The organism is Stenotrophomonas sp. GD04054, from assembly GCF_029836955.1.
Lineage (GTDB): Bacteria > Pseudomonadota > Gammaproteobacteria > Xanthomonadales > Xanthomonadaceae > Stenotrophomonas > Stenotrophomonas maltophilia_A.
This window is the reverse complement of record NZ_JAOECR010000002.1, coordinates 44,110-69,242: the sequence shown is the minus strand read 5'-3', so window position 1 is coordinate 69,242 and position 25,133 is coordinate 44,110. Positions and strand designations below refer to the sequence as shown.

Genomic DNA, 25,133 nt, shown 5'->3' with positions numbered 1-25,133 from the left:
ACTTCTATCTTAGCGGCCAATCGTTCGACATATCGAACACCGCTGGAGATGGCATGCAGTCCATCCGCGTTGGCGCGTTGCAGATGGCGGCAGCGATGGTGATATCCGGCAGCGTGGGTTGGTTCGTGGTGGAAACCGGACTGCCCGCGCCGACCGTGGTGTTCTGGCGCTGCCTGCTGGGCGGACTGGCCATGCTGCTGGCCTGCGTCGTACTGCGCCTGCCGCTAGGGGATGCGCGCAAGCGGCGCTGCCTACCCTGGATTCTTGCTGGCGGTGCAGCCCTGACCCTCAACTGGATCTGCCTGTTCTCCGCCTACCCGTATGCGTCGATCGGCGTGGTGACCGTCACCTATCACACCCAACCGTTCCTGCTGGTGGCCCTTGGCGTGCTGGCCTTCGGCGAACGCCCACGCCCCGCTCAGTGGGGCTGGCTGCTGCTGGCCTTCGGCGGCGTGGTGATGATCGTTGTTGCCACCCCCTCAGGCACCACCCCTTCGGCCAACTACTTCACTGGCATTCTGCTGGCGCTGGCGGCCGCCCTCCTCTACGCCATTGCCGCAGCCATCGGCAAACGACTGGTGGACGTGCCCACGCCCGTGGTCGTAACGGTGCAGCTCCTGATGGGCAGCCTGTTGCTGCTGCCCTTCGCGCGCTGGCCGGGCGACGCTCCGTCGCATGGATGGGCACTGCTGCTGACGCTGGGCTTCGTGCATACTGGCATGATGTCGACGCTGTTGTACTCAGCCCTGAAGAAACTACCGACCCTGCTGGTTGGCGTCCTGTCCTTCCTCTACCCGGTCATCGCCATTGCCATCGATGCGGCGGCATTCGGCCATGTGCTGGGGCCGGCCCAATGGATGGGCAGCGCGGCGATCCTCGGCGCCGTCGCCGGCATGAACCTGCTGCGGGCGGGCGGAATGCAGGGCGGCACAGCGAGTGACGCCGAACACGACCAAAAGTGTTGACACCCCCGTAACAACACCCCATAATCTCGCTCCTCGACGCCCAGGTGGCGGAATTGGTAGACGCACTAGTTTCAGGTACTAGCGGGTAAAACCGTGGAGGTTCGAGTCCTCTCCTGGGCACCACGTCGAGAATGAGAAAAACCCGCGAAAGCGGGTTTTTTCATGCCCGTGATTCGGCATCGCCGCGACCGGCGGCCGGCATCACAACAGCGGCCGCAGCACCAGCTCCAGCCCCAGCAGCAGCAGGAAACCCAGGAAACAGGCGCGGAACACCCGCGCACTGATGCGCTGCCGGATCACCTGCCCCAGCCACATGCCCAGCAATGCCGGCAGCACCGCCAGCGTACTCAGCCCCAGCTGCTGGATGCCGAATGCGCCGTGCAGCACCAGGCCAGTGGTCAGCGAAATCGTCGACACAGTGAACGCCAGTCCCAGCGCCTGCACCAGCTCCTCGCGCTGCAACCCCAGCGACTGCAGGTACGGCACCGCCGGCATCACGAACACGCCGGTGGCGCCGGTCACCACACCCGACAACGCGCCCACCAGCGGCCCCAGCCATCGCTCGCGCCGCTGCGGCACGCGGAACACCGGCGCAAGCAGGGCATAGGCCGCATAAACCACCAGCGCAACGCCCAGCGCAACACGCGACCAGGTGCGATCGACCCGCACCAGCAGCGCTGCCGAACCCAGCGTCACCACCACCACGGCCAGCATCATCGGCCACAGGCGCCGCACGATGTGGCCCAGTGAGGGGCCGGACAACAGCTGCCACGCATTGGTGACGAAGGTGGGGATGAACAGCATCGATGCCGCCGCCACCGGCGACAGCGCGCCACCGAGCAGACCCATCGCCACTGTCGGCAACCCCATGCCGGTCACGCCCTTGACCACACCGGCCAGCACGAACACCACCACCAGCAGCACGTAGAAGTACATCGATTCATTCATGCCTTCATTGGATCGGCCGGCCGCTCGGCGCACAATGCGGTCTTCCCGGCCTCGCCTTCGGCTGATCCGAAGGCGCAGGCGTTGCGATGAGGGCATCACATGCGGATGGATATCGCCGACCTGCGCCTGTTCCTGGCCATTGCCGAGGCGGGCAGCATCACGGCCGGTGCCGCGCAGGCAAACCTGGCACTGGGCTCAGCCAGTGAGCGCTTGCGCACGATCGAAGCCGATGCCGGTACCCCGCTGTTGAACCGGCACCCACGCGGCGTCAGCCTGACCGAAGCCGGTGCCGCGCTCGCCCACCATGCACGCTTGATCCTGCAGCAGCAGGCACAGCTGCGCGGTGAACTGCAGGCGTTCGCGCACGGTGCGCGCGGCACCCTGCATCTGTATGCCAACACCGCAGCGCTGACCAACTACCTGCCTTCGCGGCTCGCACCATGGCTGGCCGAACGCCCGCGCCTGCACGTGGAACTGCTGGAGCGCACCAGCCCTGAAGTCGTGCGTGCGATCAGTGCTGGCCAGGCCGAGGCCGGCATCATCAGCGATGCCGTCGACGCTGCCGGCCTGCAGCAGCATGTGGTCGCCGAAGATCCGCTGGTGATGCTGCTGCCCGCAGACCACCGCTTCGCATCGCGGCGCAGCGTGGCCTTCACCGATGTTGCCGGCGAGACCTTCGTCGCACTGGCCGATGGCAATGCACTGCAGACCTACATCGAGGACCAGGCGCGCGACATCGGGCGGCGCCTGGATGTACGCATCCGCATGAAGACCTTCGAAGGCGTATGCATCATGGTCGGCCACGGCATTGGTGTCGGCATCGTGCCGCGGACCATCGCCCGCCAGCATCGGCGCAGCACGCATACCGTCGCCGTACCGCTCGCCGATGCATGGGCACAGCGCCGCCTGTGCGCCTGTTTTGCCGAGTGGGCGCAGTTGTCATCGGCAATGCGCAGCCTGCTGCTTCACCTGGGCGTACAGCCGCAGAAAAAGGTGTGAAATGTTGTTGACACATCTTCTGTCGCTCCCCATAATTCATCTCCTGAGTCGCCCAGGTGGCGGAATTGGTAGACGCACTAGTTTCAGGTACTAGCGGGTAAAACCGTGGAGGTTCGAGTCCTCTCCTGGGCACCATGACTCAAGATGATCAAACCCGCGAAAGCGGGTTTTTTCGTTTCCGGGGTTTGCAGCGTCAACGCGATGGCGACGCCCATCCACGCATGGATGCACTCCGTCGACGCCTGAGCACACAAACAAAAACCCCGCCTTGCGGCGGGGTCAAAATACAGCACGTGTTTCCAGGGAGTTTCAGTGTCCGCCACCGGCGGCCGCACCTGCGCCTGCGCCAAACGGCGGTTTGGCCAGCCACAGGAACGCGATGATCGCCAGGAAGATCCAGCCCAGCAGGAAGAAGATGTCGTTGAAGCCCATCTGCGATGCCTGGTGGTTGATCATGTTGTTCAGTACCGCTGCGCCGTGTTGCAGGTCGCCCTGCCCCATCGCTGTCACCTGGTCCTGCATGCCCGGCTGATAGACCGAGATGTGCTCGGTCAGGTCGGCATGGTGCACCTGGGTGCGCCGCGCCCACAGCCACGTCGTCAGCGACGCCGCGAAGCTGCCACCCAGCGTGCGCAGGAAGGTGGCCAGGCCTGAGCCCGCCGCGATCTCGCGCCCATCCAGGTCCGACAGCAGGATCTGCAGCACCGGCATGAAGAACAGCGCGACGCCGATGCCCATGATCAGCTGCACGCCCGCCACATGGTTGTAGTCCACCTGCAGGTTGAAGTTCGAACGCAGGAAGCTGGTCATCGACAACACAATGAACGCAATCGTAGCCAGCATTCGCATGTCGAAGCGCGATGCATACTTGCCCACGAACGGGGTCATGATCACCGGCAGGATGCCGATCGGCGCCGTCGCCAGGCCCGCCCAGATCGCGGTGTAGCCCATGTCACGCTGCAACCACTGCGGAATCAGCAACGCCACGCTGAAGAACGCCGCGTAGGCCACCACCATCGCCAGCGTACCGGCGCGGAAGTTGCGATGCCGGAACAGCTTCAGGTCGACGATCGGATCCTTGTCGGTCAGTTCCCAGATCAGGAACACCGTCAGCGTGACCACGGCCACACACGCCAGCACCACGATCTTCATCGACGAGAACCAGTCCTCGTCGTTGCCCAGGTCGAGCACCAGCTGCAGCGCACCGACACCGATCACCAGGGTGACCAGGCCGACGTAGTCCATCTTCGGCTTCTCGATGTGCTCCGGGCGCCCCTTCAGCTGGTTGCCCACAACGAGCGCAGCGAAGATGCCCAGCGGCACATTGATCAGGAAGATCCATTCCCAGCTGTAGTTGTCGGTGATCCAGCCACCGAGAATCGGGCCGCAGATCGGCGCCACCACCGTGATCATCGCCAGCAGCGCCAGTGCCTGCCCGCGTTTCTCCCGTGGATAGATCGAGACCAGCAACGACTGCGTGATCGGGTACATCGGGCCGGCCACGAAACCCTGCAGCGCACGCGACAGCACCAGCATGCCCATGCTCTGCGCCAGGCCGCACAGCAGCGAGGTGATGACGAAGGCCAGCGTGGCCCAGACGAACAGCTTGCGTTCGCCGAAGCGGCGGCTGAGCCAGCCGGTCAGCGGCAGCGCGATGGCCGTGCTGACCGCGAACGAGGTGATGACCCAGGTCGCCTGCTGCGAACTGGCGCCGAGGTTGCCGGCGATGGTCGGCAGCGAGACGTTGGCGATGGTGGTGTCGAGCACCTGCATGAACGACGCCATCGCCAGGCCGACGGTGCACAGGGCGACGCTGGGCGGCAGGAACCCGGAGGCCGCACCCGGCGCCGCCGGGGCGCCCGGAGCACCGGGCGCGGCTGGAGCTTGTGCGGACATGGCGACCTCAGCCCACCTTCGCCTGCTGCGGCAGGTTGCCCTGGATGATCGTGTGGATCACCTCGTCGGCATCATGCAGCTGCTTGGCATACACGTCGGTGTCGAACACCGTGCCCTTGGCCGGGGTGCTCGGCAGCACTTCGCCCTTCTGGTCGCGCAGGCTCACTTCGGCCTTCATCGACAGGCCGATGCGCAGCGGGTGTTCGGCCAGCTGCTTGGCATCGATGGCGATGCGTACCGGCACGCGCTGCACGATCTTGATCCAGTTGCCGCTGGCATTCTGCGCCGGCAGCAGCGAGAACGCCGAGCCGGTGCCCAGGCCCAGGCTCTGGACGCGGCCCTTGTACTTCACGTCACCGGCGTACAGGTCCGACTTCAGCTCAACTTCCTGGCCCAGGCGCATGTGGCGCAGCTGGGTTTCCTTGAAGTTGGCCTCGACCCACATCTGCTCGGTCGGCACCACCGCCATCAGGGCATTGCCCGGCTGCACGCGCTGGCCAACCTGCACCGAACGACGGGCGACGTAACCGGTGACCGGCGCGACGATGCCGGCGCGGGCATTGTTGAGGAAGGCCTGGCGCAGCTGCGCGGCGGCCGCCTGCACGTCCGGCTGGGTGGCGATCACGGTGTCGTCGACCAGCGCGCGGTTGCGCTCGACGGTCTCGCGCGAACCGGCCACGGCGGCTTCGGCAGCGGCCAGCTCGTCACGGGCATGGGCCAGTTCTTCATTGGAAATGGCGCCGGTGGCGGCCAGATCCTTGCGGCGGGCGAAATCGTCGCGCACGCGCTTCAGGGTCACCTGGCGGGCGTTCAAATCTGCCTGTGCGCCTTCCACGCTGCGGTACAGGCCACGGGTCTGGCGCACGGTCTTGGCCAGGTTGGCTTCGGCCTGCTGCAGCGCCACCGACGTGTCGGACGGGTCCAGCTGCACCAGCAGCTGGCCGCGCTCCACGCGCATGCCGTCATCGGCGTTGATGGCGACCACGGTACCGGCCACCAGCGGGGTGATCTGCACCTGGTTGCCCTGCACGTAGGCGTCGTCGGTCTCTTCGAACCAACGGCCGAACATGAAGTACCACAACGCCAGTGCGGCAAGCAGCAGCACGACGATCACGAACAGGCCGCGCAGCAGGTTGCCGCGGCGGTTGGGGGCGGCCGGGGCCGCAGTGTCTTGGGTCTGGCTCATGGCGGAAGTCTTCAGGAATGCGAGGAATCGGAATGGGAGGCGATCGGTGCGCGGTCGGCGTCAGAGGGCTGGAAACCACCGCCCAGCGCCTTGCTCAGGCGCACCGAGGTCTGCACCTGCTGCGACTGCAGGCCGGCCAGCTGCTGCTGCGACTGCAGCAGGGTGGACTGCGCGGTCAGCACGTCCAGGTAGCTGCCGATGCCGGCGCGGTAGCGCTGCTGGGCCAGGTCGAAGGCCGAACGTGCGGTATCCACCGCCTGCTGCTGCGAATGCGCCTGCTGTGCCAGCGAACGCACCGCGTTGACCTGGTCGGCCACGTCGCGCAGTGCATCGAGCACGGTCTGGTTGTAGTTGGCCACCGCCAGGTCGTACTGCGCATCGGTGTTGGCCAGGTTGGCGCGCAGCTTGCCGCCTTCGAAGATCGGCAGGCTCAGCGCCGGTCCGATGTAGGCGAAGGTCGAACTGCTTTTCAGCAGATCGCCCACGTTCGGTGCGACGACGCCAGCCAGTGCGGTCAGGTTGAAGCTCGGGTAGAACTTGGTCCTGGCGACCTTGATCTGCTTGTCGGCCGCTTCCACGCGCCAGCGCGCGGCAACGATGTCCGGGCGACGACCCAACAGTTCGCTGGGCAACACGCCCGGCAGCTGCAGCGCCATCGGATTCAACGCCTGCGGGCGCTGGATCGACAGGCCACGGTCCGGACCCTTGCCGACCAGCGCGGCCAGCGCGGTGCGGGCCGCATCGATGCGCTGCTGCGCGGCCTGCACCTGCTGCTGCGCGGCGGGCACGCGGGCCTCGGCCTGGCGCACCTGCAGATCACTGTCGATGCCGGCGCTGCGGCGTTGGCGGGTCAATTCCAGCGACTTCTGCGAGCGGCCCAGCTCTTCTTCGGCCACGTCATTGAGCTGCCATGCATACGCCAGGTCGGCATAGGCCTGGGTGATGCCGGTGGACAGGTTCAGGCGTGCGGCCTGGGCTTCGACAGTGGCGGCATGGGCGCCGTCCACGGCCGCTTCCCAGGCAGCGCGCTTGCCGCCCCACAGGTCCACGCCATAGCTGAAATCAAACGCGACCTGGCTGCTGCCAGCGTAATGGCCACCCATCTCGCTGCCGGCCATCGACTCGGGCAGGCGCAGACCGGTATAGCCACCGGACACCGACAGGCTGGGCAGGCGATCGGCACGCGCGGTACCGACCTGCGACTGCGCCTGGCGCAGGCGCGCATCGGCAGCGTCCAGGCTCGGGTGGCCGGCCAGGCCCTCGGCGACCAGCGCGTCCAGCTGCGCATCGCCCAGTGCCTTCCACCAGTCCTGCGCCGGGAAGCCGGTGGCGCTCAGGTCGGTGTCGGCCAGGGTGCGTTCGCTGTGCAGGCTGTCCACGTCAAGCACGTGGCCCTGCGGATTGAGGCCACGACTGCTGGCGCAGGCGGCCAGGGCCAGGGCCAGCGCTGATACCAGCAGCGCGCGCCCGGACCGGCGGAGAGTGGATTGCGGGATCGGGTTCATGGGGTCGTCAGGGAATCGCGGATTCGGGTAAGGAGGGACAGCAGCTGCGTGCGCTCGTCGGCGGAAAGATCACGCAGGGCGTAATCCATCACCGCGTCGCCACGCAGCTTCAGCCGCGCCCACAGTGCGCGGCCTTCATCGGTCAGCACGATCTGCAGCGCACGCCGGTCCTGGGCATGCGGTTCGCGGCGGACGCAGCCCAGCGACTCCAGCTTGTCCAGCAGGCGTGTCACCGCACTGGGCACCTGGTCGATGGCCTGGGCCAGCTCGTTGGCCGTGCACGGAGCCATGTTGGAAAGCACCTTCAACCCGATGTAATGGGTGAAGCCGATACCCAGGTCTTCTTCAGCCATGGATGCGTCGAGTTGACGGACCAGGCCGTCGCGCACCTGGCGCAGCAGCAGGCCGAAGCTGGGGGGAGTGGTTGCAGGACAGATCATGGGGGAGCATTCTCTTCCAAAAAAAATATTTCTCAATGGAAATATTCGATCTGGCATCGAATGCTGTGTTGCAGCAGCGGGCTGGATCAACGAAGGCGCCTACCTTAATGATCTGGTCAGGTGGCCCGGTAGTACAATTCAGCCAATGGATGACACATTTCAGCCAGCGGATATGATGAACAAGGCAGAAATCCCCCCTCCCAAGCGGTTGCTGCGCGACGACGCCCTGGATTGGTTCGAGCGCAATGACGGGCCACCGGTTGTCGCCTTCCGCTTCGACAGCCCCTTGGGCCTGGTCCGTGAAGTGGACTGGCACCACCATCAGCGCGCGCAGCTGATCTGCGTCGAACGTGGCCTGTTGACCACCCGCACCTCGCACGGGACGTGGTCACTGGCGCCGGGCTCGGCCGGCTGGATGCCGCCGCTGGAGCCGCATACGGTCACCCTCGACGGCCCGCTGCGTGGCTGGGGCATGGCGCTGGCCGCACCGGCCTGCGCCACCCTGCCCGCCGATCCCTGCGTACTGGGCCTGTCCAAGCTGGCGCAGGCGCTGGCCGACCGCATCTGCGAATGGCCGCTGGGCTACGACACCACGCCCGAGCGCCAGCACATCATCGAGGTGCTGCTGGACGAGATCCGTACCGCGCCGCGCCAGCGCATGCACCTGCCGATGCCGCATGACCGGCGCCTGCTGAAGATCGCCTCGCAGCTGCTGGCCGACCCGTCCGACGAGCGCAGCCTGGCCGAATGGGCGCACTGGGCCGGGCTGTCGCCGCGCAGCCTGACCCGCCACTTCCGCGACGAGACCACGCTCAGCTTCGCCCAGTGGCGGCAGCAGGCCCGGCTGTCCGAAGCCCTGCGCCAGCTGACCGACGGCCGCAGCGTGGCCGATATCGCCCACGCGCTGGGCTTCAGCAGCGCCAGCGCCTTCGTCACCGTGTTCCGCCGCCACTTCGGGCTGCCACCGGGGCGCTACCTGGCACGGGCCGGACACGGCCTGGAAACCGGGTTGGACCCTGCGCGCGGCTTGGCATCCCCCGCCGCATCCGGATAATCACAGGATTGCGAGCGGCGACCGCCGTCGCCGCCTCCCGACAACAGGTAACAACGCCGCATGACCGAACTTGCCCGCCCCGTGTTCCACGGATTCGAACAACTGCCGCTGCGCGAGTACGCTGAACGCGCCTACCTCGACTACTCGATGTACGTGGTCCTGGACCGCGCCCTGCCGTTCATCGGCGACGGCCTGAAGCCGGTGCAGCGCCGCATCATCTATTCGATGAGCGAGCTGGGCCTGAATGCCGCGTCCAAGCCGAAGAAGTCCGCGCGCACCGTCGGTGACGTCATCGGTAAGTACCACCCGCATGGCGACAGCGCGTGCTACGAGGCGCTGGTGCTGATGGCACAGCCGTTCTCGTACCGCTACCCGCTGATCGAGGGCCAGGGCAACTTCGGCTCCAGCGACGACCCGAAGTCGTTCGCGGCGATGCGTTACACCGAATCCAAGCTGACCCCGATTGCCGAAGTGCTGCTGGGCGAACTGGGCCAGGGCACCACCGACTGGGCACCGAACTTCGACGGCACCCTGCAGGAGCCAACCTGGATGCCGGCACGGCTGCCGCACCTGCTGCTGAACGGCACCACCGGCATCGCCGTGGGCATGGCCACCGACGTGCCGCCGCACAATCTCAACGAGATCGTCAGCGCACTGCTGCACCTGCTGGACAACCCCGATGCCAGCGTGCGCGACCTGTGCGAGCACGTGCAGGGCCCGGACTATCCGTCCAGCGCCGAGATCATCACCGCGGCCAACGATCTGCGGAACATCTACGAAACCGGCAACGGCAGCGTGCGCGCACGTGCGACCTTCACCAAGGAAGCACACAACATCGTGGTCACCGCGCTGCCGTTCCAGGTGTCGCCGTCGAAGGTGATCGAGCAGATCGCCGCGCAGATGCGCGCCAAGAAGCTGCCATGGCTGGAAGACATCCGCGATGAGTCCGACCACGCCAACCCGGTGCGCGTGGTGCTGGTACCGCGTTCCAACCGCGTCGACGCCGAGCAGCTGATGGGCCACCTGTTCGCGACCACGGACATGGAACGCAGCTACCGCGTCAACCTCAACGTGATCGGGCTGGACGGCCGTCCGCAGGTGAAGAACCTGAAGATGCTGCTCAGCGAATGGCTGACCTTCCGCAGCAACACCGTCACCCGCCGCCTGCAGCACCGCCTGCAGAAGGTCGAGCGCCGCCTGCACCTGCTGGAAGGCCTGCTGGTCGCCTTCCTCAACCTGGACGAGGTGATCCACATCATCCGTACCGAGGACGAACCGAAGGCGGCGCTGATCGCGCGCTTCGGCCTGTCCGAGGAACAGGCCGAGTACATCCTGGAAACCAAGCTGAAGCAGCTGGCCCGCCTGGAAGAGATGAAGATCCGCGGCGAGCAGGACGAGCTGGCCAAGGAGCGCGAGAAGATCCTCGGCATCCTCGACAGCAAGGCCAAGCTGAAGAAGCTGATCCGCGACGAACTGACCGCCGATGCCAAGAAATTCGGCGACGCGCGCCGTTCGCCGCTGGTGCAGCGCCAGGCCGCGCAGGCCATCGACGAGACCGAGCTGGTGCCGAGCGAGCCGATGACCGTCGTGCTGTCGGAGAAGGGCTGGATCCGCGCCGCCAAGGGCCACGACGTCGATGCGTCCGCCCTGTCCTACCGTGATGGTGACGCCCTGCAGGGCGCGGTGCGTGCGCGCAGTACGCAGCAGGTCGCGTTCCTCGACAGCGAGGGCCGCGCCTACTCGACGCCGGTGCACACCCTGCCCTCCGCGCGTGGCAACGGTGAACCGCTGACCGGCCGCTTCTCGCCGGCCGCAGGCACCAGCTTCGTGACCCTGGCCAGCGCCGAGCCGGACACCCGCTTCGTGCTGGCCTCCACCCACGGCTACGGCTTCGTCACCCGCTTCGAGAACCTGATCGGCCGCAACAAGGCCGGCAAGGCGATGCTGAACCTGTCAGCCGGTTCGACCGTGCTGACCCCGTCGGTGGTGGCCAACGTCGCCACCGACCGCATCGTGGCGGTGACCAGTTCGGGCAACCTGCTGGCGATCGCCGCCAACGACCTGCCGGAACTGGACAAGGGCAAGGGCAACAAGATCATCGAGATCCCCAAGGCCAAGCTCGCCACCGAACGCGTGGTCGCCATCGTGGCGATCAGCCCGGGGCAGACCCTGCAGGTACGCAGCGGGCAGCGCACGATGGGGCTGAAGTTCAACGAGCTCGACGCCTACCTCGGCGCCCGCGCCACCCGCGGCCACCTGCTGCCGCGTGGCTGGCAGAAGGTCGAAGGCCTGTCGGTGGAATAAAGGCTGGGGCCTTGCTCCTGGTGGGTGTCAACCTTGGTTGACACGCCTTGCCGGAGACCAGACACGAAAAAGCCGGGGCATTCCCCGGCTTTTTCGTTGTCGGCTGGCGGGCGGTGGAGCAGCTGGCTGGCGAAGGCTGGCTGGCGGTGCTCCGATGCTGGCGGGCGACAGAACGCTGTGCTTCTTCTGGTAGAGCCGACCGCTGGTCGGCTGCTTTTTGCCTCTGGTAGAGCCGACTGTTAGTCGGCTGCCGTTTGGAGAGCTGCCGACTAACAGTCGGCCCTACCGGATCGCGGTGCCGGCTCAGTGCGCCGGGGCGCCGTTGCCGTCGATCTTGCTCAGCTGGTACAGCTCCAGGCCGATGCGCTTGATCAGGCCCAGCTGCTGCTCCAGCCACCAGGCGTGGTCTTCCTCGGTGTCCTTCAGCTGCGCCAGCAGCATGTCGCGGCTCACGTAGTCACCCTTCTCTTCGCACAGCTTCATGCCGGCGGCGAGATTGTTCCGAACCGCGTATTCAGTGTCGAGATCCTTCTGCAGCATCTCTTCCACGGTCTTGCCCGGCTCGGTGGCATGCGGGCGCATGTCCGGGTCGCCGCCGAGGAACAGGATCCGGCGCAGCAGCGCGTCGGCGTGCTGGGTTTCCTCTTCCATCTCGTGGTTCAAGCGTTCGTACAGCGCGAACAGGCCCTGGTCCTCGTAGCGGCGGGAATGGATGAAGTACTGGTCGCGGGCAGCAAGCTCGCCGCGCAGCAGTTCCTTCAGGCAGGCGATGACGTCCGGGTTGCCTTTCATGGGGGGCTCCTGTGAATCGATGTGGCATAGGGTGCCGCATTTCAAAATACGGTGATCTAATCGGAATCAGTCGCAGTTGCGCCTGCGGCTACAATCGGCCCACGAGTTCGGAAAGGACGTGCGATGCGACGTACATGGCGTTGGGTGCTGGGTGTGTTGGTCGCCATCGTGCTGGTCACCGCACTGGCCCTGTGGCTGCTGCTGCGCGGCAGCCTGGCCGACCTGGACGGCGAGCATGCGCTGCCGGGCCTGGCCAAGCCGGTCACCATCGAGCGCGATGCGCTGGGCGTGGTCACCATCACTGCCGGCAGCCAGGCCGACGCGATGCGCGCACTCGGCCATGTGCATGCGCAGGAACGCTATTTCGAGATGGACCTGATGCGCCGCAGTGCCGCCGGCGAGCTGTCGGCATTGTTCGGGCCGAAGGCCATTGAAGCTGACAAGCGCATGCGCGTGCACCGCCTGCGCGCCCGCACCGAGGCGCATCTGGATACCGCGCTGGGCGACAACGGCGCGGTCGTGCGCGCCTATGTAGATGGCGTCAACGAAGGCCTTACCGATCTCTCCGTGCGGCCATGGGCCTACCTGCTGCTGCGGCAGTCACCGCAACCGTGGCAGGCCAGCGACAGCGTGCTGGCCGGGCTGGCCATGTACGCCGACCTGCAGGACCCGAACAACCAGACCGAGCTTGCCCTCAGCCGCATCCGTGCGGTGGTGCCGCCGGCGCTGTACGCGCTGATTGCCCACGACGGCACCGAATGGGATGCACCGCTGTTTGGCGAAGCCACCGGCAATGCGATTCTGCCCGATGCCAGCCAGCTCGATCTGCGCACATTGAAGGGAAAGCCGGGCACCGAGCAGGAGGAGGCGGACGTCATCGGCAGCAACAACTTCGCGGTGGCCGGCGCACTCACCGCCGACGGCCGCGCCATCGTCGCCGACGACATGCACCTGGGCCTGCGCGCGCCTGGCCTGTGGTTCCGGGTGCGCCTGCGCTATCCGGACCCGCAGGCCGCCGGCGGCCAGGTCGACGTCACTGGCTTCTCGCTCCCTGGCCTGCCGGCGGTGATCGTCGGCAGCAACGGCCACGTCGCCTGGGGCTTCACCAACAGCTACATCGACACGGCGGACTACCGCACGGAACCGGCCAACGCCGCGGTCACGGTGCATGAAGAGCGCATCGCAGTGGCCGGCCAGGCCGACGTGCTGTTCCCGGTACGCGAAACCGCCTGGGGGCCGATCCTGCACACCCATGCCGATGGCAGTGGCGATGCCCTGCGCTGGGTCGCACACCTGCCCGGCGCCGTACGCCTGGATTTCGCTGATCTGGCCCGCGCCGGTGACCTGGACGGTGCACTGCACTTCGCCGACCGCGCCGGCATTCCCGCGCAGAACCTGGTGGTCGGCGACCGCAGCGGCCGCATTGCCTGGCGGCTGATCGGCGCCCGCCCTGACCGCGGCCCCGGCTGTGCGCCGGCCGGCTTCACGGCCGCCAGCAACCAGGACTGCGCACCGTGGCCGATCCGCAGCGATGCCTCGCCTGCATTGATCGATCCCCCCAACCATCGCCTGTGGACCGCCAACGGACGCGTCCTCGACGGCGAGGCACTGGCCAGCGTCGGCAACGGTGGCTATGACCTCGGCGCGCGTGCGCAGCAGATCCGCGACCTGCTCGCCATCCAGGACCGCTTCGACGAACACGACCTGCTGGCGATCCAGCTCGATGATCGCGCCGTGTTTCTGCAGCGCTGGTGGGCGTTGCTGCATGACGTCATCGAACGCAGTGACGACCCTGCACTGAAGCGCTTGAAGGCGGTCAGCCATCAATGGGGCGGCCGGGCCTCGGCCGGCTCGGTCAGCTACCGGGTGGTGCGCGCGTTCCGCACGCAGGTGATGGATACCCTGTCCGAAGCACTGCTGGCACCGGCCAACGCGCAGCTGGGCGATGACTATCTGGACCCGCGCCTGGCACAACTGGAAGGCGTGGCCTGGCCGATGCTGCAGCAGCGCCCCGCCAACCTGCTGCCACCGGCCTACGACAGCTGGGACGCGCTGCTGCTTGATGCCGCACGCCGCACCGAGAGCGAGCTGGCCAAGCAGGGCCCACTGGCCCAGCGCACCTGGGGAGAGCGCAACACCGCGGCGCTCTGCCATCCCATCGCGCGTGCATTGCCGGACATCGCCAAGCGCTGGCTGTGCATGCCCGCCGACCCGCTGCCCGGCGACCGTGACATGCCGCGCGTGCAGACGCCGAACTTCGGCGCCTCCGAACGCATGGTGGTTTCGCCCGGCCACGAGGCCGACGGCATCGTACACATGCCCGGCGGCCAGAGCGGGCACCCGCTGTCGCCGTACTGGGGCGCCGGCCACGAGGACTGGGTGCATGGGCGGCCGACACCGTTCCTGCCCGGCAAGGCGCAGCACACGATGACGCTGGTACCGGCACGACCGTCCAGCGCTCAGCCCCGGCGCCGCTCGATCAGGTTCAGCAGCGGCCCGGTCATCGCCGTGGTCACCAACGCCATGATCACCAGCACCGCGAACAGCCGATCGCCGAGCAGGCCCAGCTCGTAGCCCAGGTTGAGCACGATCAGCTCCATCAGGCCACGGGTGTTCATCAATGCGCCCAGCCGCCATGCCTCGCGCGTGGGCATGCCCGCGCTGCGAGCGGCACTGAATGTGCCCAGCAGCTTGCCGGCCGTGGCCACCGCGATCACCACCACGCACAACACGATATCGCTGGCCTGCAGCGCATCGGCGCGCATGCGCAGGCCGGTCATGGCGAAGAACAGTGGCAGCAGCAGGGTCACCGCGAACGGTTCGACGCGGGCCATCAACAGGTCGCGCAGCTGCGCGTTGGACGATACCGCGACGCCCGCAGCGAATGCACCGAACAACGCGTGGATGCCCAGCATCTCGGTGACCAGCGCACTCGCCAGTGACAGCAGCAGGATACCCAGCAACCAACGTCCCTCACGGCCCGGCGCGATCTGCTGGCGGGCAAACCACGGCTTCACCAGCCCCAGCATCAGCGCCACGAACACGACCACGCACAGCAGGTTGAGGCTGGCCGGCAACCAGCCGCTGGCCTGGGCGGCGGCGACGATCAAGGCCAGCAGGCACCAGGCGGTGGCATCGCCCAATGCCGCGCAGGCGATCGCGGTCTGGCCCAATGGCGTCTGTGTGATCCCACGATCGGCAAGGATGCGAAGCAACACGGGGAACGCGGTGATGCTCATGGAGATGCCGACGAACAATGCGAATGCAGTAAAGCCCACACCCTGCGGACCGTGCTGCGGATACAGCCAGATCGCCAGCGCCACGCCGAGCACGAACGGCACTGCAATACCGGCATGGCTGACCGTGAAGGCGAAGCGCCGGCGGCCACGCAGCGCCGCCAGGTCCAGCTCGGCACCGGCTACCAGCAGGAACATCAGCACGCCCAGCTGGCTGAGCATGCCCAGCGGACCCAGCGAGCTGGCCGGGAACAACGCACCATGCAGCTGCGGCAGCAGGCTGCCGAGCACCAGCGGCCCCATCATCAGGCCAGCGGCCATCTCACCGATCACCGCCGGTTGTCCAAAGTGCTTGAGCAGCGCACCCGCGCCCTTGGCCACCAGCAGCAGCACCAGCAGCTGCAGCAGAAACAAGCCCAGCGGTGAGGCAAGGTGCTGCGCCCAGCTGCCTTCGGCGGCGGTGGCGCGGGCAACCGCCTCGGGCGCCGCCGGCCCGGCATACCGCGCCAGCAGTACGCCAGCCAGCAACGGCACCCCGGCCCAGGCCAGATAACGCCATCCCCATTTCGTGGGCGGCACGTCGCCACCTGCCTGTACGTCCATGAACATTCCCCAATGCGCAGGGGGCGATCATACAAAAAGGGGACGGAGGGGATTAAGTCGTTAGTTGCACAAACGACTTAATCCCCTCCGCCCCCTTTTTGAGGGCTTAGGCCAGTGCCTGTTCGTGCACCCCGGCGATCGCGCGGCCCGAGGGGTCCGCCGCCGCGGCGAAGCTGGCATCCCAGGCAATGGCGGCCGGCGACGAACAGGCAATCGACTTGCCGCCCGGCACGGTTTCCGCCGCAGCACGACTCGGGAAGAACTGCTCGAACAGGTGGCGGTAGTAGTACGCCTCCTTGGTCTGCGGCGGGTTGTGCGCGAAGCGCTTGTCCGCTGCCGCCAACACACGGTCGCTCACCTGTGCTTCGGCATGCGCCTTCAGCCCATCGATCCAGCCGTAGCCAACGCCATCGCTGAACTGTTCCTTCTGCCGCCACAGGATGCTGTCCGGCAGGTAGCCGTCGAACGCCTCGCGCAGCACCGCTTTTTCGATGCGACGCCCGCCAAAGCCGGCACCGACCATCTTGTGCGCGGCATCGAAGCGCATCGCCACATCGAGGAACTCACGATCGAGGAATGGCACGCGCGGCTCCACGCCCCAGGCCATCATCGACTTGTTGGCGCGCAGGCAGTCGTAGTTGTGCAGCGCGTCCAGCTTGCGCACCAGCTCGTCGTGGAATTCATGTGCATCCGGCGCCTTGTGGAAGTACAGGTAGCCACCAAAGATCTCATCGCTGCCCTCGCCGGACAGCACCATTTTCACGCCCATCGCCTTGATCCGCCGTGCCAGCAGGAACATCGGCGTCGAGGCGCGGATGGTGGTGACGTCGTAGGTTTCGATGTGGCGGATCACTTCCGGCAGCGCGTCGAGGCCTTCCTCGAAGGTGTATTCGAAGCCGTGATGCACGGTACCAAGTGCCTCGGCAGCGATCGCCGCGGCCGCCAGATCGGGCGAGCCCTTCAAGCCGATCGCGAACGAATGCAGGCGCGGCCACCAGGCTTCGGTCTGCCCGCCATCCTCGATGCGGCAACGCGCATAGCGCGCGGCAACGGCCGCCACCAGCGACGAGTCCAGGCCACCGGACAGCAGCACCCCATACGGCACGTCGCTCATCAGCTGGCGCTCCACCGCATGCTCGAAGGCCTGGCGCAGTTCGGCCAGGTCGGCCTGGCGGCCCTGCACGTCGGCGTAGTCGCGCCACGGCTGCTGGTAATAGCGTGCCAGCTCACCGCTGGCACTGTCGAAGTAGTGACCCGGCGGGAACTGTGCGACGTCGGCACAGGTATCGAACAGCGCCTTCATTTCCGAGGCCACCCGCAGGCGCCCCTGGGCATCGTGGCCCCAGTACAGCGGCACCACGCCGACCGGGTCGCGTGCCACCAGCACGCGTCCACTCTCGCGGTCCCACAGCGCGAAGGCGAAGATGCCGTTGAGCTGTTCCAGCCACTGCGCCGGCGAACTGCCCTGGCGATACAGCGCGTTGATCACCTCGCAGTCCGAGCCGGTCTGGAAGTCGTAGGCGGTGGTCAGCGCCGCCTTCAATGCCTGGTGGTTGTAGATCTCGCCGTTCACCGCCAGCGCCAGCTGGCCATCGGCCGACAGCAGCGGCTGCGAACCACCGGCCGGGTCGACGATGGCCAGCCGCTCATGGACCAGCAGCGCACCTTCGTCGAGGTATACGCCGCTCCAGTCCGGGCCACGGTGGCGCTGGCGCTGCGACAGTTCCAGCGCATGGCGGCGCAGGGCGGGAAGATCGTCACCGGCCTGCAGGCCGAAGATTCCGAAGATCGAACACATGGGAGAGCTCCTGTTGGGGGATTTCACGGGTGGGAGGGTGTTCGACCGGCCATCCAGGCCCGGGTGGGGCTGCGCCCCGGGCACAAAAAAACCCGCATCGGCTGATGCGGGTTTTCTGGTGTCCGGGCGTGTGTTGCTGTCTATCTACCCAGGTCGCAGTCCCGCATCGGCCGCGCACGATTATTCGCGCGCAGATTATTGCGGTTGTTGTTATTGACGGCGGTGGCCAGGCGGATCGACATGGCATCGACCCTACCCCGGTTTCCGGCACGGCGCAACCGTTGCGTTGGCAACCACTCCCCGGCGCGCATAATGGACCGCCGTGAAACGTGTAATGGAAATGCAACACCGTACTGGACGCAACGCGGCGCTGGCCGCCCTGCTCTGCCTGGGCCTGGCCGCCTGCCAGACCCTGCCTCCGCCCTCCACGCTGCCGCTGGCGCTGGCGCAGCAGCAGGCACTGGAGCAACGCGGCACCGACGGCAGCTTCGACGGAGCCTGGGACACTGCGCAGACCTTCGAACGTTTCAACGATCCGCGCGCCGTCGCCTACTACGAGCGTGCTGCCGCGGTCACGCCCTGGACCTTCCACAACACCAAAGCGGAAGAAGCACTGGGCCGGATCTGGATCTCCGGCAGGCTGCAGCATGCCGACAGCCCCCACATCAACCCGGCACCTGTCCTGCGCGCGTCCTGGCGACGTGGCGAACGCGCGTATCTGGCGGCTGCCAACCACGGCAATCCCTATGCGTTCTACGGGCTCGCCAAGGCCTACCGCCAGCGAGGCGACGCGCAGCAGGCGCTGCGCTGGGACCTGCGCGGAATGATCTACGAGCGCTACCCGAGTTCGTCGTCGCGACTGCCGGATGCGGTGGCCGCACAGGGTGACACCGTGCATCCGCTGGTGGCGCAGATCCAGCGTCGTGCCGAGCACGGCGACGCCGAAGCGCAGGTCGACCTGGGCGCGCTGCTGGAGAAAGGCATGGGACTGCCGCGCGATCCGGCGCGTGCGCTGCAGCTGTACCAGCGCGCCGGTGAGAAGGGCAATGTGTTCGGCCAGTACTTCGCCGGTCTGCTGCTGGGCCGCAGTGCGCCGGGTGTGGAGAAAGACACCGACGCGGCGGCGCGCTGGTTCGCCAGAGCCGAGGCGCAACACTTCTACATGGCCGCGCCAAGTTACTGGAAGAAAGCGGTCGAGCCGCCGTTCTTTATTTTTTCCGAGTAGAGAAGCGGCCCCGGCGGGAGGCGTGCCGACCAACGGTCGGCACCCACCCTCGCGGGATTCATTCCGTCATGGGGTTCCCACCAGCAGCCGTTCCACCAGGCGCTGGTACAGCCCCGGCAACGCTTCCAGATCGTCCACGCGCACGTTCTCATCCACCTGGTGGATGCTGGCGTTGACCGGCCCCACTTCGATGCACTGCGCACCCAGTGGCGCGATGAAGCGTGCATCTGACGTGCCGCCGCCGGTGCTTTCTTCCGGCGCACGGCCGATGTGCTCGGCCAGCACCGCACGCGCGGTGGCGCGCAGCGTGCCTTCCGGGGTGTAGAACGGCTCGCCGCTGCGGTGCCACTTCAGCGTGTACTGCAGGCCATGGCGGTCCAGCAATGCGGTGATCTCCGCCTCCAGCTTCGGTGCATCCCAGTGCGGGTTGTAGCGGATGTTGAAATCCACCTCCAGCTCGCCGGGAATCACGTTGTTGGCACCGGTGCCGGCATGGATGTTGGAGACCTGCAGGCTGGTCGGCGGGAAACTCTCGTAGCCGTCATCCCAGCGCCGCGCGCTCAGTTCGGCCAGGGCCGGAGCAGCCTGGTGAATCGGGTTGCGCGCCTTATCCGGGTACGCCACGTGGCCCTGTACGCCCTGCACGCGCAGCTTGGCCGACAGGCTGCCACGACGCCCCACGCGCAGCAGGTCACCCAGGATCGCGGTCGACGACGGTTCACCGGTAATGCACCAGTCGATGCGTTGGCCGCGCTCGGCGAACAGCCGTGCAACGTGACGCACACCATCGATGGCATCGCCTTCCTCGTCGCTGGTCAGCAGTACCGCCAGCGTGCCAGGGTGATCGGGATGTGCGGCGACGAACTGCTCGGCGGCGACCACGAACGCCGCCACGCTGCCCTTCATGTCGGCGGCGCCACGGCCGTACAGCACGCCGTCACGGATCTGCGGCGTGAACGGGTCGCTGGCCCAGGCCTCGCGCGGGCCCGTCGGCACCACGTCGGTATGGCCCAGCAGCACCAGCACCGGCGTGCCCTGGCCATGGGTCGCCCACAGGTTGTCGACCTCGCCCAGGCGCAGGTGATCGCACTGGAACCCGGCCTGCTTCAGGCGTGCCGCCAGCAGCGCCTGGCAACCGGCATCATCGGGCGTCACCGAGGGTCGTGCGATCAGCTCGCAGGTCAGGTCGAGGACCGCGCTCATGCGTCACCCACGCCGAAGCGGGCCTTGAAGCCGTTGTCACTGAAACCCTGGCTGACCGTGCCGTCGGCGGTGACCACCAGCGGGCGCTTGATCAGCTGCGGGTACTCGCGCAGCAGCAGCTTCCATTCGGCCTCGGAGTCCGCGGCCTTGCGGTTGTCCGGCAACTGCCGCCAGGTAGTGGAGGACTTGTTCACCATCGCGGCCAGGCCCCCCAGCTGCCCAGCCCACACCAGCAGTGTTTCCGGGCTCGGCTTGTTCTCGCGGTAATCGACGAAGGTGTAAGGCACGCCGAAGCGGTCCAGCCACTTGGTCGCCTTCTTGCAGGTATCGCAGTTCTTCAAACCGTAGACAGTGGTGCTCATGGCCATCTGTGATGCTGGAAAACAGAGGGCCAGAATCTCACAACAGGCGCTCGGACACGACCCGGAACGGCACCCGTGGCAGCCGGAAGGCCAGCCCTTCCTGCAGCGCCAAGTCCATCGCCTGCAGCCGCGGACACTGCTGCTCACCGATCAGGCGCAGGGGCTGCAGGCTGTCGATCTCCACCGGCAGCGCGATGCGGGTGCTGGCCCAGCGGCCGTCGCAGGTACGGGCGATGGCCTCGTCCTGGCAGGTGAGGAAACGCAGCAGGGCCTGGTGGCCGTCGAAGGCCGCCGACCACGCCGCCCCATCCTCCCAGCCTGCAGCGGCCTGCCACTGCAGGTGCAACCTCGGCGCACTGCCCTGCCCGCCTTCGATCAGGGTGTGCCCATCGCCATCGGTGCGCACCACATGCTCGAAGTGTGTGGACAGATGCGGCTGCATGGCATCGCTGAAAACGCGCGCGCCGGCGACAAAGGCCAGCTGGTCCATCACGTTGCGGTCGAACAGCACCACCGGCGTCCCGTCCGGATCGTCGTCACGACGCAGGTACCAGCGCCAGTTGCTCTGCCGTGGTGACGGCATCAGGGAACGCAGCGGCCCAGCCAGCGCGGGCCCGAAGTGGCCGTGACGGTAGCTGAGGATGGTGTAAGGCGTGCGTCCGGCATGGACCACGTAATGATGGCCCGGCGGTGGCATTGGTGCGTGACGCACGTCGACCCACCAGCTCACGTAGACCACGTCGCGTACATCGCTGACCAGCGCCGGCATCGGCCAGCGCCGCGACAGCGCGCGGCGCAGCCGGGTCCAGCGCGGGGCGTGCAGCAGGCGCGGCAGCATCCGCCCGACCAGGGTGTCGGACGGATGCCGGTAGATCGCGGACTGCGCCAGATCCTCCGGCGCAGTCACCTTCAGTCGGCCAGGCCGCGCAGCAGGTCGTTGACGCTGGTCTTGCTGCGGGTCTTGGCATCAACCTGCTTGACGATCACCGCGCAGTACAGCGAATGGGTACCGTCCTTGCTCGGCAGCGAGCCGGACACCACCACGCTGTACGGCGGGATGTAACCGTAGGTGATTTCGCCGGTGGCACGGTTGTAGATGCGGGTGCTCTGGCTGAGGAACACGCCCATGCCGATCACGCTGTGGTGGCCGACCACCACGCCTTCCACCACTTCCGAGCGCGCACCGATGAAGCAGTGGTCCTCGATGATGGTCGGGCTGGCCTGCAGCGGTTCCAGCACGCCACCGATACCGGCGCCGCCGGACAGATGGCAGTGCTGGCCGATCTGCGCGCAGGAGCCGACGGTGGCCCAGGTATCGACCATGGTGCCTTCGCCGACGTAGGCGCCGATGTTGGTGAAGCTCGGCATCAGCACCACGTCCTTGCCGAAGTAGGTGCCGCGGCGGGCGATCGCGCCCGGCACCACGCGCACGCCACCACGGCGGAACTTCGCCTCGTCATAGCCGGCGAAGCGCGATTCGACCTTGTCCCAGAACGGCGCCGGACGGGCGTCGACCACGGCCATGTCATTGACACGGAAGTACAACAGCACGGCCTTCTTCAGCCACTCGTTGACCTTCCAGCCACCCTGGCCGTCCGGCTCGGCAACACGGAACTCACCGCTCTCCAGGCCGTCAATCACGCGGTTGACCAGCGGCTTGGTCGAGCCTTCCAGCTCGTGCAGGGTCAAGGTAGCGCGGCGCTCGAAGGCACTCTCGATGCCGAACTTCAGCTCTTCCACGCCCGGGGCCGACGGCTTGCGCAGCGACTTGCGGGCAATGGTTTCGGCGCGGACCGCTTCGGCACTCTTGGCCGGCGCCGGCTTCTTCACAGCACGCTTCACCGCAGCCGCTTTCTTCGCCGGGGCCGTCACCGCAGCGGCCTTCTTCGGCGCTGGGGTCTTCTTCGCGGCCGGTGCGGCAGCAGCAGGTTTCCGGGCCGCTGCGCTCTTGGGGGTCGCAGCGGTCTTCTTGGCGGGCTTGGTGGCCATCAGGCGGGGTCTCCGGCGTTTCGATCAGGGTCCAGGCAGGCCAGCATCGCGTCATGCAGCTGCTGCCGGGCAGGTTCAGTCAGGGGGAGGTCGTGTTCGTCACTGATCACGAAGGTGTCTTCGGCGCGTTCGCCGAACGTGGCAATGCGTGCATCATGCACGCGCAGGCCCTGATTGCGCAGCACGAACGCCACATCGGCCAGCAGGCCGGGGCGGTCGGGGGCGACCAGGGCGAAACGGGTTGCGCCCGGCTCATCGCGGAATTCGATGCGCGGGGCGAAGCGGAAGTGCCGCAGCTGCCGTGGCACCACCCGGCGTGACGGCCGAAGGCGCGACAGGTCACCACTGAGTGCCTCGCGCAGCGCCGCTTCCAGGTTGGCACTACTGCCATCGGCGAAGGTATCGGCCGGGTTCACTTCGAAGGTATCGAAGATGGTATCGGCCGGACCGTCCAGCACGCGTGCGCGGTGGATGCCGTAGCCCTTGCGGTCCAGCGTCATCACGATCGCGGCGAACAGGCCGTCGCGGTCCGGCGAATGCACGAAGACTTCCAGCGCGGGATCGTCGACACTGATCCGGCGTACCTTCACCAGCGCCTGGCCCTGCTTCACCGGCACCAGCGCGGCAGCCTGCCAGGCCAGCTGCTCCGGGCGCAGGCGGATGAAGCCTTCGTCGGGCATCACCGCGAACTGGCGATCGATGGTGGCATCGTCGTAACCCCGCTCGCGCACCAGCGCGCGTACGCTGTCACGCGCTTCGGCCACGCGCTCGGCCGCCGGCACCGGGTGTTCCAGCCCCTCGCGCAGCGCGCGCCGGGTGGCGAAGTACAGGTCGGCCAGCAGGCGGTCCTTCCATGCATTCCACAGCTTGGGGCTGGTGCCGGCGATGTCGGCGCAGGTCAGCAGGTACAGGTAGTCCAGGCGGTCGCGGCTGCCGACCAGGGTGGCGAAGCGATGGATCACTTCCGGATCGGCGATGTCCTGCTTCTGCGCGGTCACCGACATGCGCAGGTGCTGTTCGACCAGCCACGCCACCAGTTCGGTGTCGGACGTGCTCAGCGCATGCGCCTGGCAGAACGCGCGCGCGTCCACCGCGCCCAGTTCCGAGTGGTCGCCGCCACGGCCCTTGGCGATGTCATGGAACAGGCCGGCCAGCAGCAGTAGTTCCGGCTTGCGCAGGCGCGGCCACACTTCGTGCGCGATCGAGAAGCGCTCGTCGGCACGGCTGCTGGCAAACAGGCCGATGTTGCGCAGGACCATCAGCGTGTGCTGGTCGACGGTGTAGACATGGAACAGATCGAACTGCATGCGCCCGCTGACCTGGGCAAAAGCGGGAATCCACTGGCCAAGCACGCCCAACCGTGCCATGCGCGAGAGCGTATCGACCGGGCGCTGGCCGCGCAGCAGCGCCAGGAACTGCTCGCGTGCATCGGCATCAGCCTGGTCGTAGGCCGGCAGCAGCGGCAGCGCTTCGGCCAGCGCACGCGCGGTCAGCGAATGCAGGCCGCGCACCTGCGGATTGTTGGCCCAGCTGGCGAACAGCGCGAACACCTGGCCGATGTCGCCGCGCGGCCAGTCGGCTTCGTTGGCCGCCAGGTAACCACGGCGCAGGGAAAAACCCACGGTCAGCGGCTCCGGCTGCGCCTCGCCATCGAACTGTTCCTCGAAGCGCTGCAGCAGGCGGTCGCTGATCCGGCGCACGACCAGCGCGGCGCGGTAGAAGCCCTGCATCATCTTCTCGACACCGAGGTTCTCGGCATCGTCTTCAAAGCCCAGGCGTGCCGCCAAGGTCTTCTGATAATCAAAACGCAGGCGCTCTTCCGGGCGACGCGCGACCAGATGCAGGCCAAAGCGCAGCCGCGCCAGCACCGCACGTTCGCGCTTCAGTGCTGCCGCTTCGTCTGCGCCCAGATGGCCGAGCCCGACCAGCGCCTCCAGGTCACGCACGCCGAAGGCACGCAACGCCATCCAGCCCAGCGTATTGAGATCGCGCAGGCCGCCGGGGCCATCCTTCAGGTCCGGCTCCAGGTTGTCGGCGGTATCGCCGAAGCGCTGGTGTCGGTTGCGCAGCTCTTCCAGCTTGGCCAGGAAGAAGGTGCGCGCCGGCCACAGTTCACGATCGTCGACGGCCTCGCGCAGCGCGCGGCGCGCCACATCATCGGCCAGGATCGGGCGCGCCTCGATCAGCGCGGTCAGCACGGTCTGGTCCGCTGCCGCCTCGCGGCACTGCGATGCAGAACGCACCGCATGGCTGACGGCCAATCCGCAGTCCCACAGCAGCGCGAACAGGCGCGCCAGCGCCGCCTCATGGGCCAGCTGTGCCGGCGGATCGCCGAACACCAGCAGGTCGATGTCCGAACGCGGAAACAGTTCACCGCGGCCATAGCCGCCGACCGCGAACAGCGACAGCCCGCTGTCGGCCGGCAGGCAGCGCTGCCAGGCCAGGCGGATCAGATGGTCGGCAGCGCGCGCGCGCAGCGCCAGCAGGCGCTCGATGTTGTCGCCCTGGTCGAAGCGGCGGTACAGGCGCGCGTCGGCCTGCTGCAGCGCCTGGCGCGCGGCAGCAGCCCAGTCCGGGTCGTTGAGCGACGCGGCCGGCGTGTCCAGCAGCGAACTCGCCGGCAGCATC

At 67.2% G+C, this 25,133-nt stretch carries 18 protein-coding genes, 2 tRNA genes and 1 pseudogene; 8 read left to right on the top strand and 13 right to left on the bottom strand.

Annotation, left to right across the window (positions count from 1 at the left end):
• Window positions 1-53 precede the first annotated feature (53 nt).
• Window positions 54-965, top strand: coding sequence for a DMT family transporter (locus N7573_RS02060; RefSeq protein WP_279913209.1), 912 nt, complete (start codon window positions 54-56; stop codon window positions 963-965).
• 38 nt (window positions 966-1,003) lie between these two features.
• Window positions 1,004-1,088, top strand: a tRNA-Leu gene (locus N7573_RS02055).
• 78 nt (window positions 1,089-1,166) lie between these two features.
• On the opposite strand, the gene N7573_RS02050 is transcribed toward N7573_RS02055, so the two are convergent.
• Complete coding sequence (locus N7573_RS02050) at window positions 1,167-1,913, bottom strand: sulfite exporter TauE/SafE family protein (RefSeq protein ID WP_107433349.1); 747 nt, start codon at window positions 1,911-1,913, stop codon at window positions 1,167-1,169.
• A 99-nt stretch (window positions 1,914-2,012) separates the two neighbouring features.
• Between N7573_RS02050 and N7573_RS02045 the strand changes: the two genes are divergently transcribed.
• Together N7573_RS02045 and N7573_RS02040 are read left to right on the top strand one after the other, a co-directional pair.
• Entirely contained in the window at window positions 2,013-2,912 is a 900-nt protein-coding gene (locus tag N7573_RS02045) for a LysR family transcriptional regulator (protein ID WP_121503834.1), read from the top strand.
• Between the two features lie 50 nt (window positions 2,913-2,962).
• Window positions 2,963-3,047 (top strand) — tRNA-Leu (locus N7573_RS02040).
• Window positions 3,048-3,221: 174 nt separating this feature from the next.
• On the opposite strand, the gene emrB is transcribed toward N7573_RS02040, so the two are convergent.
• From emrB to emrR, 4 genes are read right to left on the bottom strand one after another with little or no spacing between them, the layout of a single operon-like run.
• Window positions 3,222-4,808 carry a multidrug efflux MFS transporter permease subunit EmrB gene (gene emrB, locus N7573_RS02035; protein ID WP_032127920.1) on the bottom strand — a complete coding sequence of 529 codons (1,587 nt, stop codon included), beginning with the start codon at window positions 4,806-4,808 and terminating at the stop codon, window positions 3,222-3,224.
• 7 nt (window positions 4,809-4,815) lie between these two features.
• Window positions 4,816-5,994 carry a multidrug efflux MFS transporter periplasmic adaptor subunit EmrA gene (gene emrA / locus N7573_RS02030; protein ID WP_049399501.1) on the bottom strand — a complete coding sequence of 393 codons (1,179 nt, stop codon included), beginning with the start codon at window positions 5,992-5,994 and terminating at the stop codon, window positions 4,816-4,818.
• A gap of 11 nt (window positions 5,995-6,005) precedes the next feature.
• Complete coding sequence (gene emrC, locus N7573_RS02025; RefSeq protein WP_049463707.1) at window positions 6,006-7,499, bottom strand: multidrug efflux transporter outer membrane subunit EmrC; 1,494 nt, start codon at window positions 7,497-7,499, stop codon at window positions 6,006-6,008.
• On the bottom strand, window positions 7,496-7,939 hold the full coding sequence (gene emrR, locus N7573_RS02020) for a multidrug efflux system transcriptional regulator EmrR (RefSeq protein WP_032127923.1): 444 nt from the start codon (window positions 7,937-7,939) through the stop codon (window positions 7,496-7,498). The genes emrC and emrR overlap by 4 nt, the downstream gene beginning before the upstream one ends.
• A 172-nt stretch (window positions 7,940-8,111) precedes the next feature.
• Between emrR and N7573_RS02015 the strand changes: the two genes are divergently transcribed.
• Both N7573_RS02015 and parC read left to right on the top strand, forming a co-directional pair.
• Window positions 8,112-8,993, top strand: a complete 882-nt coding sequence (locus N7573_RS02015; RefSeq protein ID WP_049399506.1) for a helix-turn-helix transcriptional regulator — start codon at window positions 8,112-8,114, stop codon at window positions 8,991-8,993.
• A 60-nt stretch (window positions 8,994-9,053) separates the two neighbouring features.
• Entirely contained in the window at window positions 9,054-11,297 is a 2,244-nt protein-coding gene (gene parC, locus N7573_RS02010) for a DNA topoisomerase IV subunit A (protein ID WP_279913210.1), read from the top strand.
• Window positions 11,298-11,600: 303 nt separating this feature from the next.
• On the opposite strand, the gene bfr is transcribed toward parC, so the two are convergent.
• Window positions 11,601-12,089 carry a bacterioferritin gene (gene bfr, locus N7573_RS02005; RefSeq protein ID WP_004151115.1) on the bottom strand — a complete coding sequence of 163 codons (489 nt, stop codon included), beginning with the start codon at window positions 12,087-12,089 and terminating at the stop codon, window positions 11,601-11,603.
• A gap of 123 nt (window positions 12,090-12,212) precedes the next feature.
• Here bfr and N7573_RS02000 point away from each other — a divergent pair.
• Window positions 12,213-14,537 (top strand): annotated as a pseudogene (locus N7573_RS02000) (penicillin acylase family protein); the annotation flags it as partial.
• A gap of 11 nt (window positions 14,538-14,548) precedes the next feature.
• Here the strand turns inward: N7573_RS02000 and N7573_RS01995 are convergent.
• Both N7573_RS01995 and asnB read right to left on the bottom strand, forming a co-directional pair.
• Window positions 14,549-15,934: a cation:proton antiporter gene (locus N7573_RS01995; protein WP_279912338.1), complete on the bottom strand. Its 1,386-nt coding sequence runs from the start codon at window positions 15,932-15,934 to the stop codon at window positions 14,549-14,551.
• A gap of 100 nt (window positions 15,935-16,034) precedes the next feature.
• The gene (gene asnB, locus N7573_RS01990) at window positions 16,035-17,726 is read right to left on the bottom strand and encodes an asparagine synthase B (protein ID WP_279912337.1); all 1,692 of its coding nucleotides are present in this window, start codon (window positions 17,724-17,726) and stop codon (window positions 16,035-16,037) included.
• 340 nt (window positions 17,727-18,066) lie between these two features.
• Between asnB and N7573_RS01985 the strand changes: the two genes are divergently transcribed.
• Window positions 18,067-18,951, top strand: a complete 885-nt coding sequence (locus tag N7573_RS01985; protein WP_279912336.1) for a sel1 repeat family protein — start codon at window positions 18,067-18,069, stop codon at window positions 18,949-18,951.
• Between the two features lie 66 nt (window positions 18,952-19,017).
• On the opposite strand, the gene dapE is transcribed toward N7573_RS01985, so the two are convergent.
• Genes dapE through N7573_RS01960 form a run of 5 tightly spaced genes read right to left on the bottom strand, consistent with a single transcriptional unit; the run spans window position 19,018 to window position 25,132 of the window.
• Window positions 19,018-20,154: a succinyl-diaminopimelate desuccinylase gene (dapE, locus tag N7573_RS01980; protein WP_279912335.1), complete on the bottom strand. Its 1,137-nt coding sequence runs from the start codon at window positions 20,152-20,154 to the stop codon at window positions 19,018-19,020.
• Window positions 20,151-20,522, bottom strand: coding sequence for an arsenate reductase (locus N7573_RS01975; RefSeq protein WP_279912334.1), 372 nt, complete (start codon window positions 20,520-20,522; stop codon window positions 20,151-20,153). Before N7573_RS01975 ends, dapE begins: the two co-directional genes overlap by 4 nt.
• Before the next feature lie 31 nt (window positions 20,523-20,553).
• On the bottom strand, window positions 20,554-21,423 hold the full coding sequence (locus N7573_RS01970; protein WP_279912333.1) for a hypothetical protein: 870 nt from the start codon (window positions 21,421-21,423) through the stop codon (window positions 20,554-20,556).
• 2 nt (window positions 21,424-21,425) lie between these two features.
• Complete coding sequence (gene dapD / locus N7573_RS01965) at window positions 21,426-22,505, bottom strand: 2,3,4,5-tetrahydropyridine-2,6-dicarboxylate N-succinyltransferase (protein WP_032127931.1); 1,080 nt, start codon at window positions 22,503-22,505, stop codon at window positions 21,426-21,428.
• Window positions 22,505-25,132, bottom strand: coding sequence for a [protein-PII] uridylyltransferase (locus N7573_RS01960; RefSeq protein ID WP_049399523.1), 2,628 nt, complete (start codon window positions 25,130-25,132; stop codon window positions 22,505-22,507). The genes dapD and N7573_RS01960 overlap by 1 nt, the downstream gene beginning before the upstream one ends.
• Window position 25,133: the final 1 nt, after the last annotated feature.

What these genes read in the sequence shown, in the direction of transcription:
- N7573_RS02060 (WP_279913209.1), top strand. Translation starts at nt 54, where the DNA reads ATGCAGTCCATCCGCGTTGGCGCGTTGCAGATGGCGGCAGCGATGGTG.
- N7573_RS02050 (WP_107433349.1), bottom strand. Translation starts at nt 1,913, where the DNA reads ATGAATGAATCGATGTACTTCTACGTGCTGCTGGTGGTGGTGTTCGTG.
- N7573_RS02045 (WP_121503834.1), top strand. Translation starts at nt 2,013, where the DNA reads ATGCGGATGGATATCGCCGACCTGCGCCTGTTCCTGGCCATTGCCGAG.
- emrB (WP_032127920.1), bottom strand. Translation starts at nt 4,808, where the DNA reads ATGTCCGCACAAGCTCCAGCCGCGCCCGGTGCTCCGGGCGCCCCGGCG.
- emrA (WP_049399501.1), bottom strand. Translation starts at nt 5,994, where the DNA reads ATGAGCCAGACCCAAGACACTGCGGCCCCGGCCGCCCCCAACCGCCGC.
- emrC (WP_049463707.1), bottom strand. Translation starts at nt 7,499, where the DNA reads ATGAACCCGATCCCGCAATCCACTCTCCGCCGGTCCGGGCGCGCGCTG.
- emrR (WP_032127923.1), bottom strand. Translation starts at nt 7,939, where the DNA reads ATGATCTGTCCTGCAACCACTCCCCCCAGCTTCGGCCTGCTGCTGCGC.
- N7573_RS02015 (WP_049399506.1), top strand. Translation starts at nt 8,112, where the DNA reads ATGATGAACAAGGCAGAAATCCCCCCTCCCAAGCGGTTGCTGCGCGAC.
- parC (WP_279913210.1), top strand. Translation starts at nt 9,054, where the DNA reads ATGACCGAACTTGCCCGCCCCGTGTTCCACGGATTCGAACAACTGCCG.
- bfr (WP_004151115.1), bottom strand. Translation starts at nt 12,089, where the DNA reads ATGAAAGGCAACCCGGACGTCATCGCCTGCCTGAAGGAACTGCTGCGC.
- N7573_RS01995 (WP_279912338.1), bottom strand. Translation starts at nt 15,934, where the DNA reads ATGTTCATGGACGTACAGGCAGGTGGCGACGTGCCGCCCACGAAATGG.
- asnB (WP_279912337.1), bottom strand. Translation starts at nt 17,726, where the DNA reads ATGTGTTCGATCTTCGGAATCTTCGGCCTGCAGGCCGGTGACGATCTT.
- N7573_RS01985 (WP_279912336.1), top strand. Translation starts at nt 18,067, where the DNA reads ATGCAACACCGTACTGGACGCAACGCGGCGCTGGCCGCCCTGCTCTGC.
- dapE (WP_279912335.1), bottom strand. Translation starts at nt 20,154, where the DNA reads ATGAGCGCGGTCCTCGACCTGACCTGCGAGCTGATCGCACGACCCTCG.
- N7573_RS01975 (WP_279912334.1), bottom strand. Translation starts at nt 20,522, where the DNA reads ATGGCCATGAGCACCACTGTCTACGGTTTGAAGAACTGCGATACCTGC.
- dapD (WP_032127931.1), bottom strand. Translation starts at nt 22,505, where the DNA reads ATGGCCACCAAGCCCGCCAAGAAGACCGCTGCGACCCCCAAGAGCGCA.
- N7573_RS01960 (WP_049399523.1), bottom strand. Translation starts at nt 25,132, where the DNA reads ATGCTGCCGGCGAGTTCGCTGCTGGACACGCCGGCCGCGTCGCTCAAC.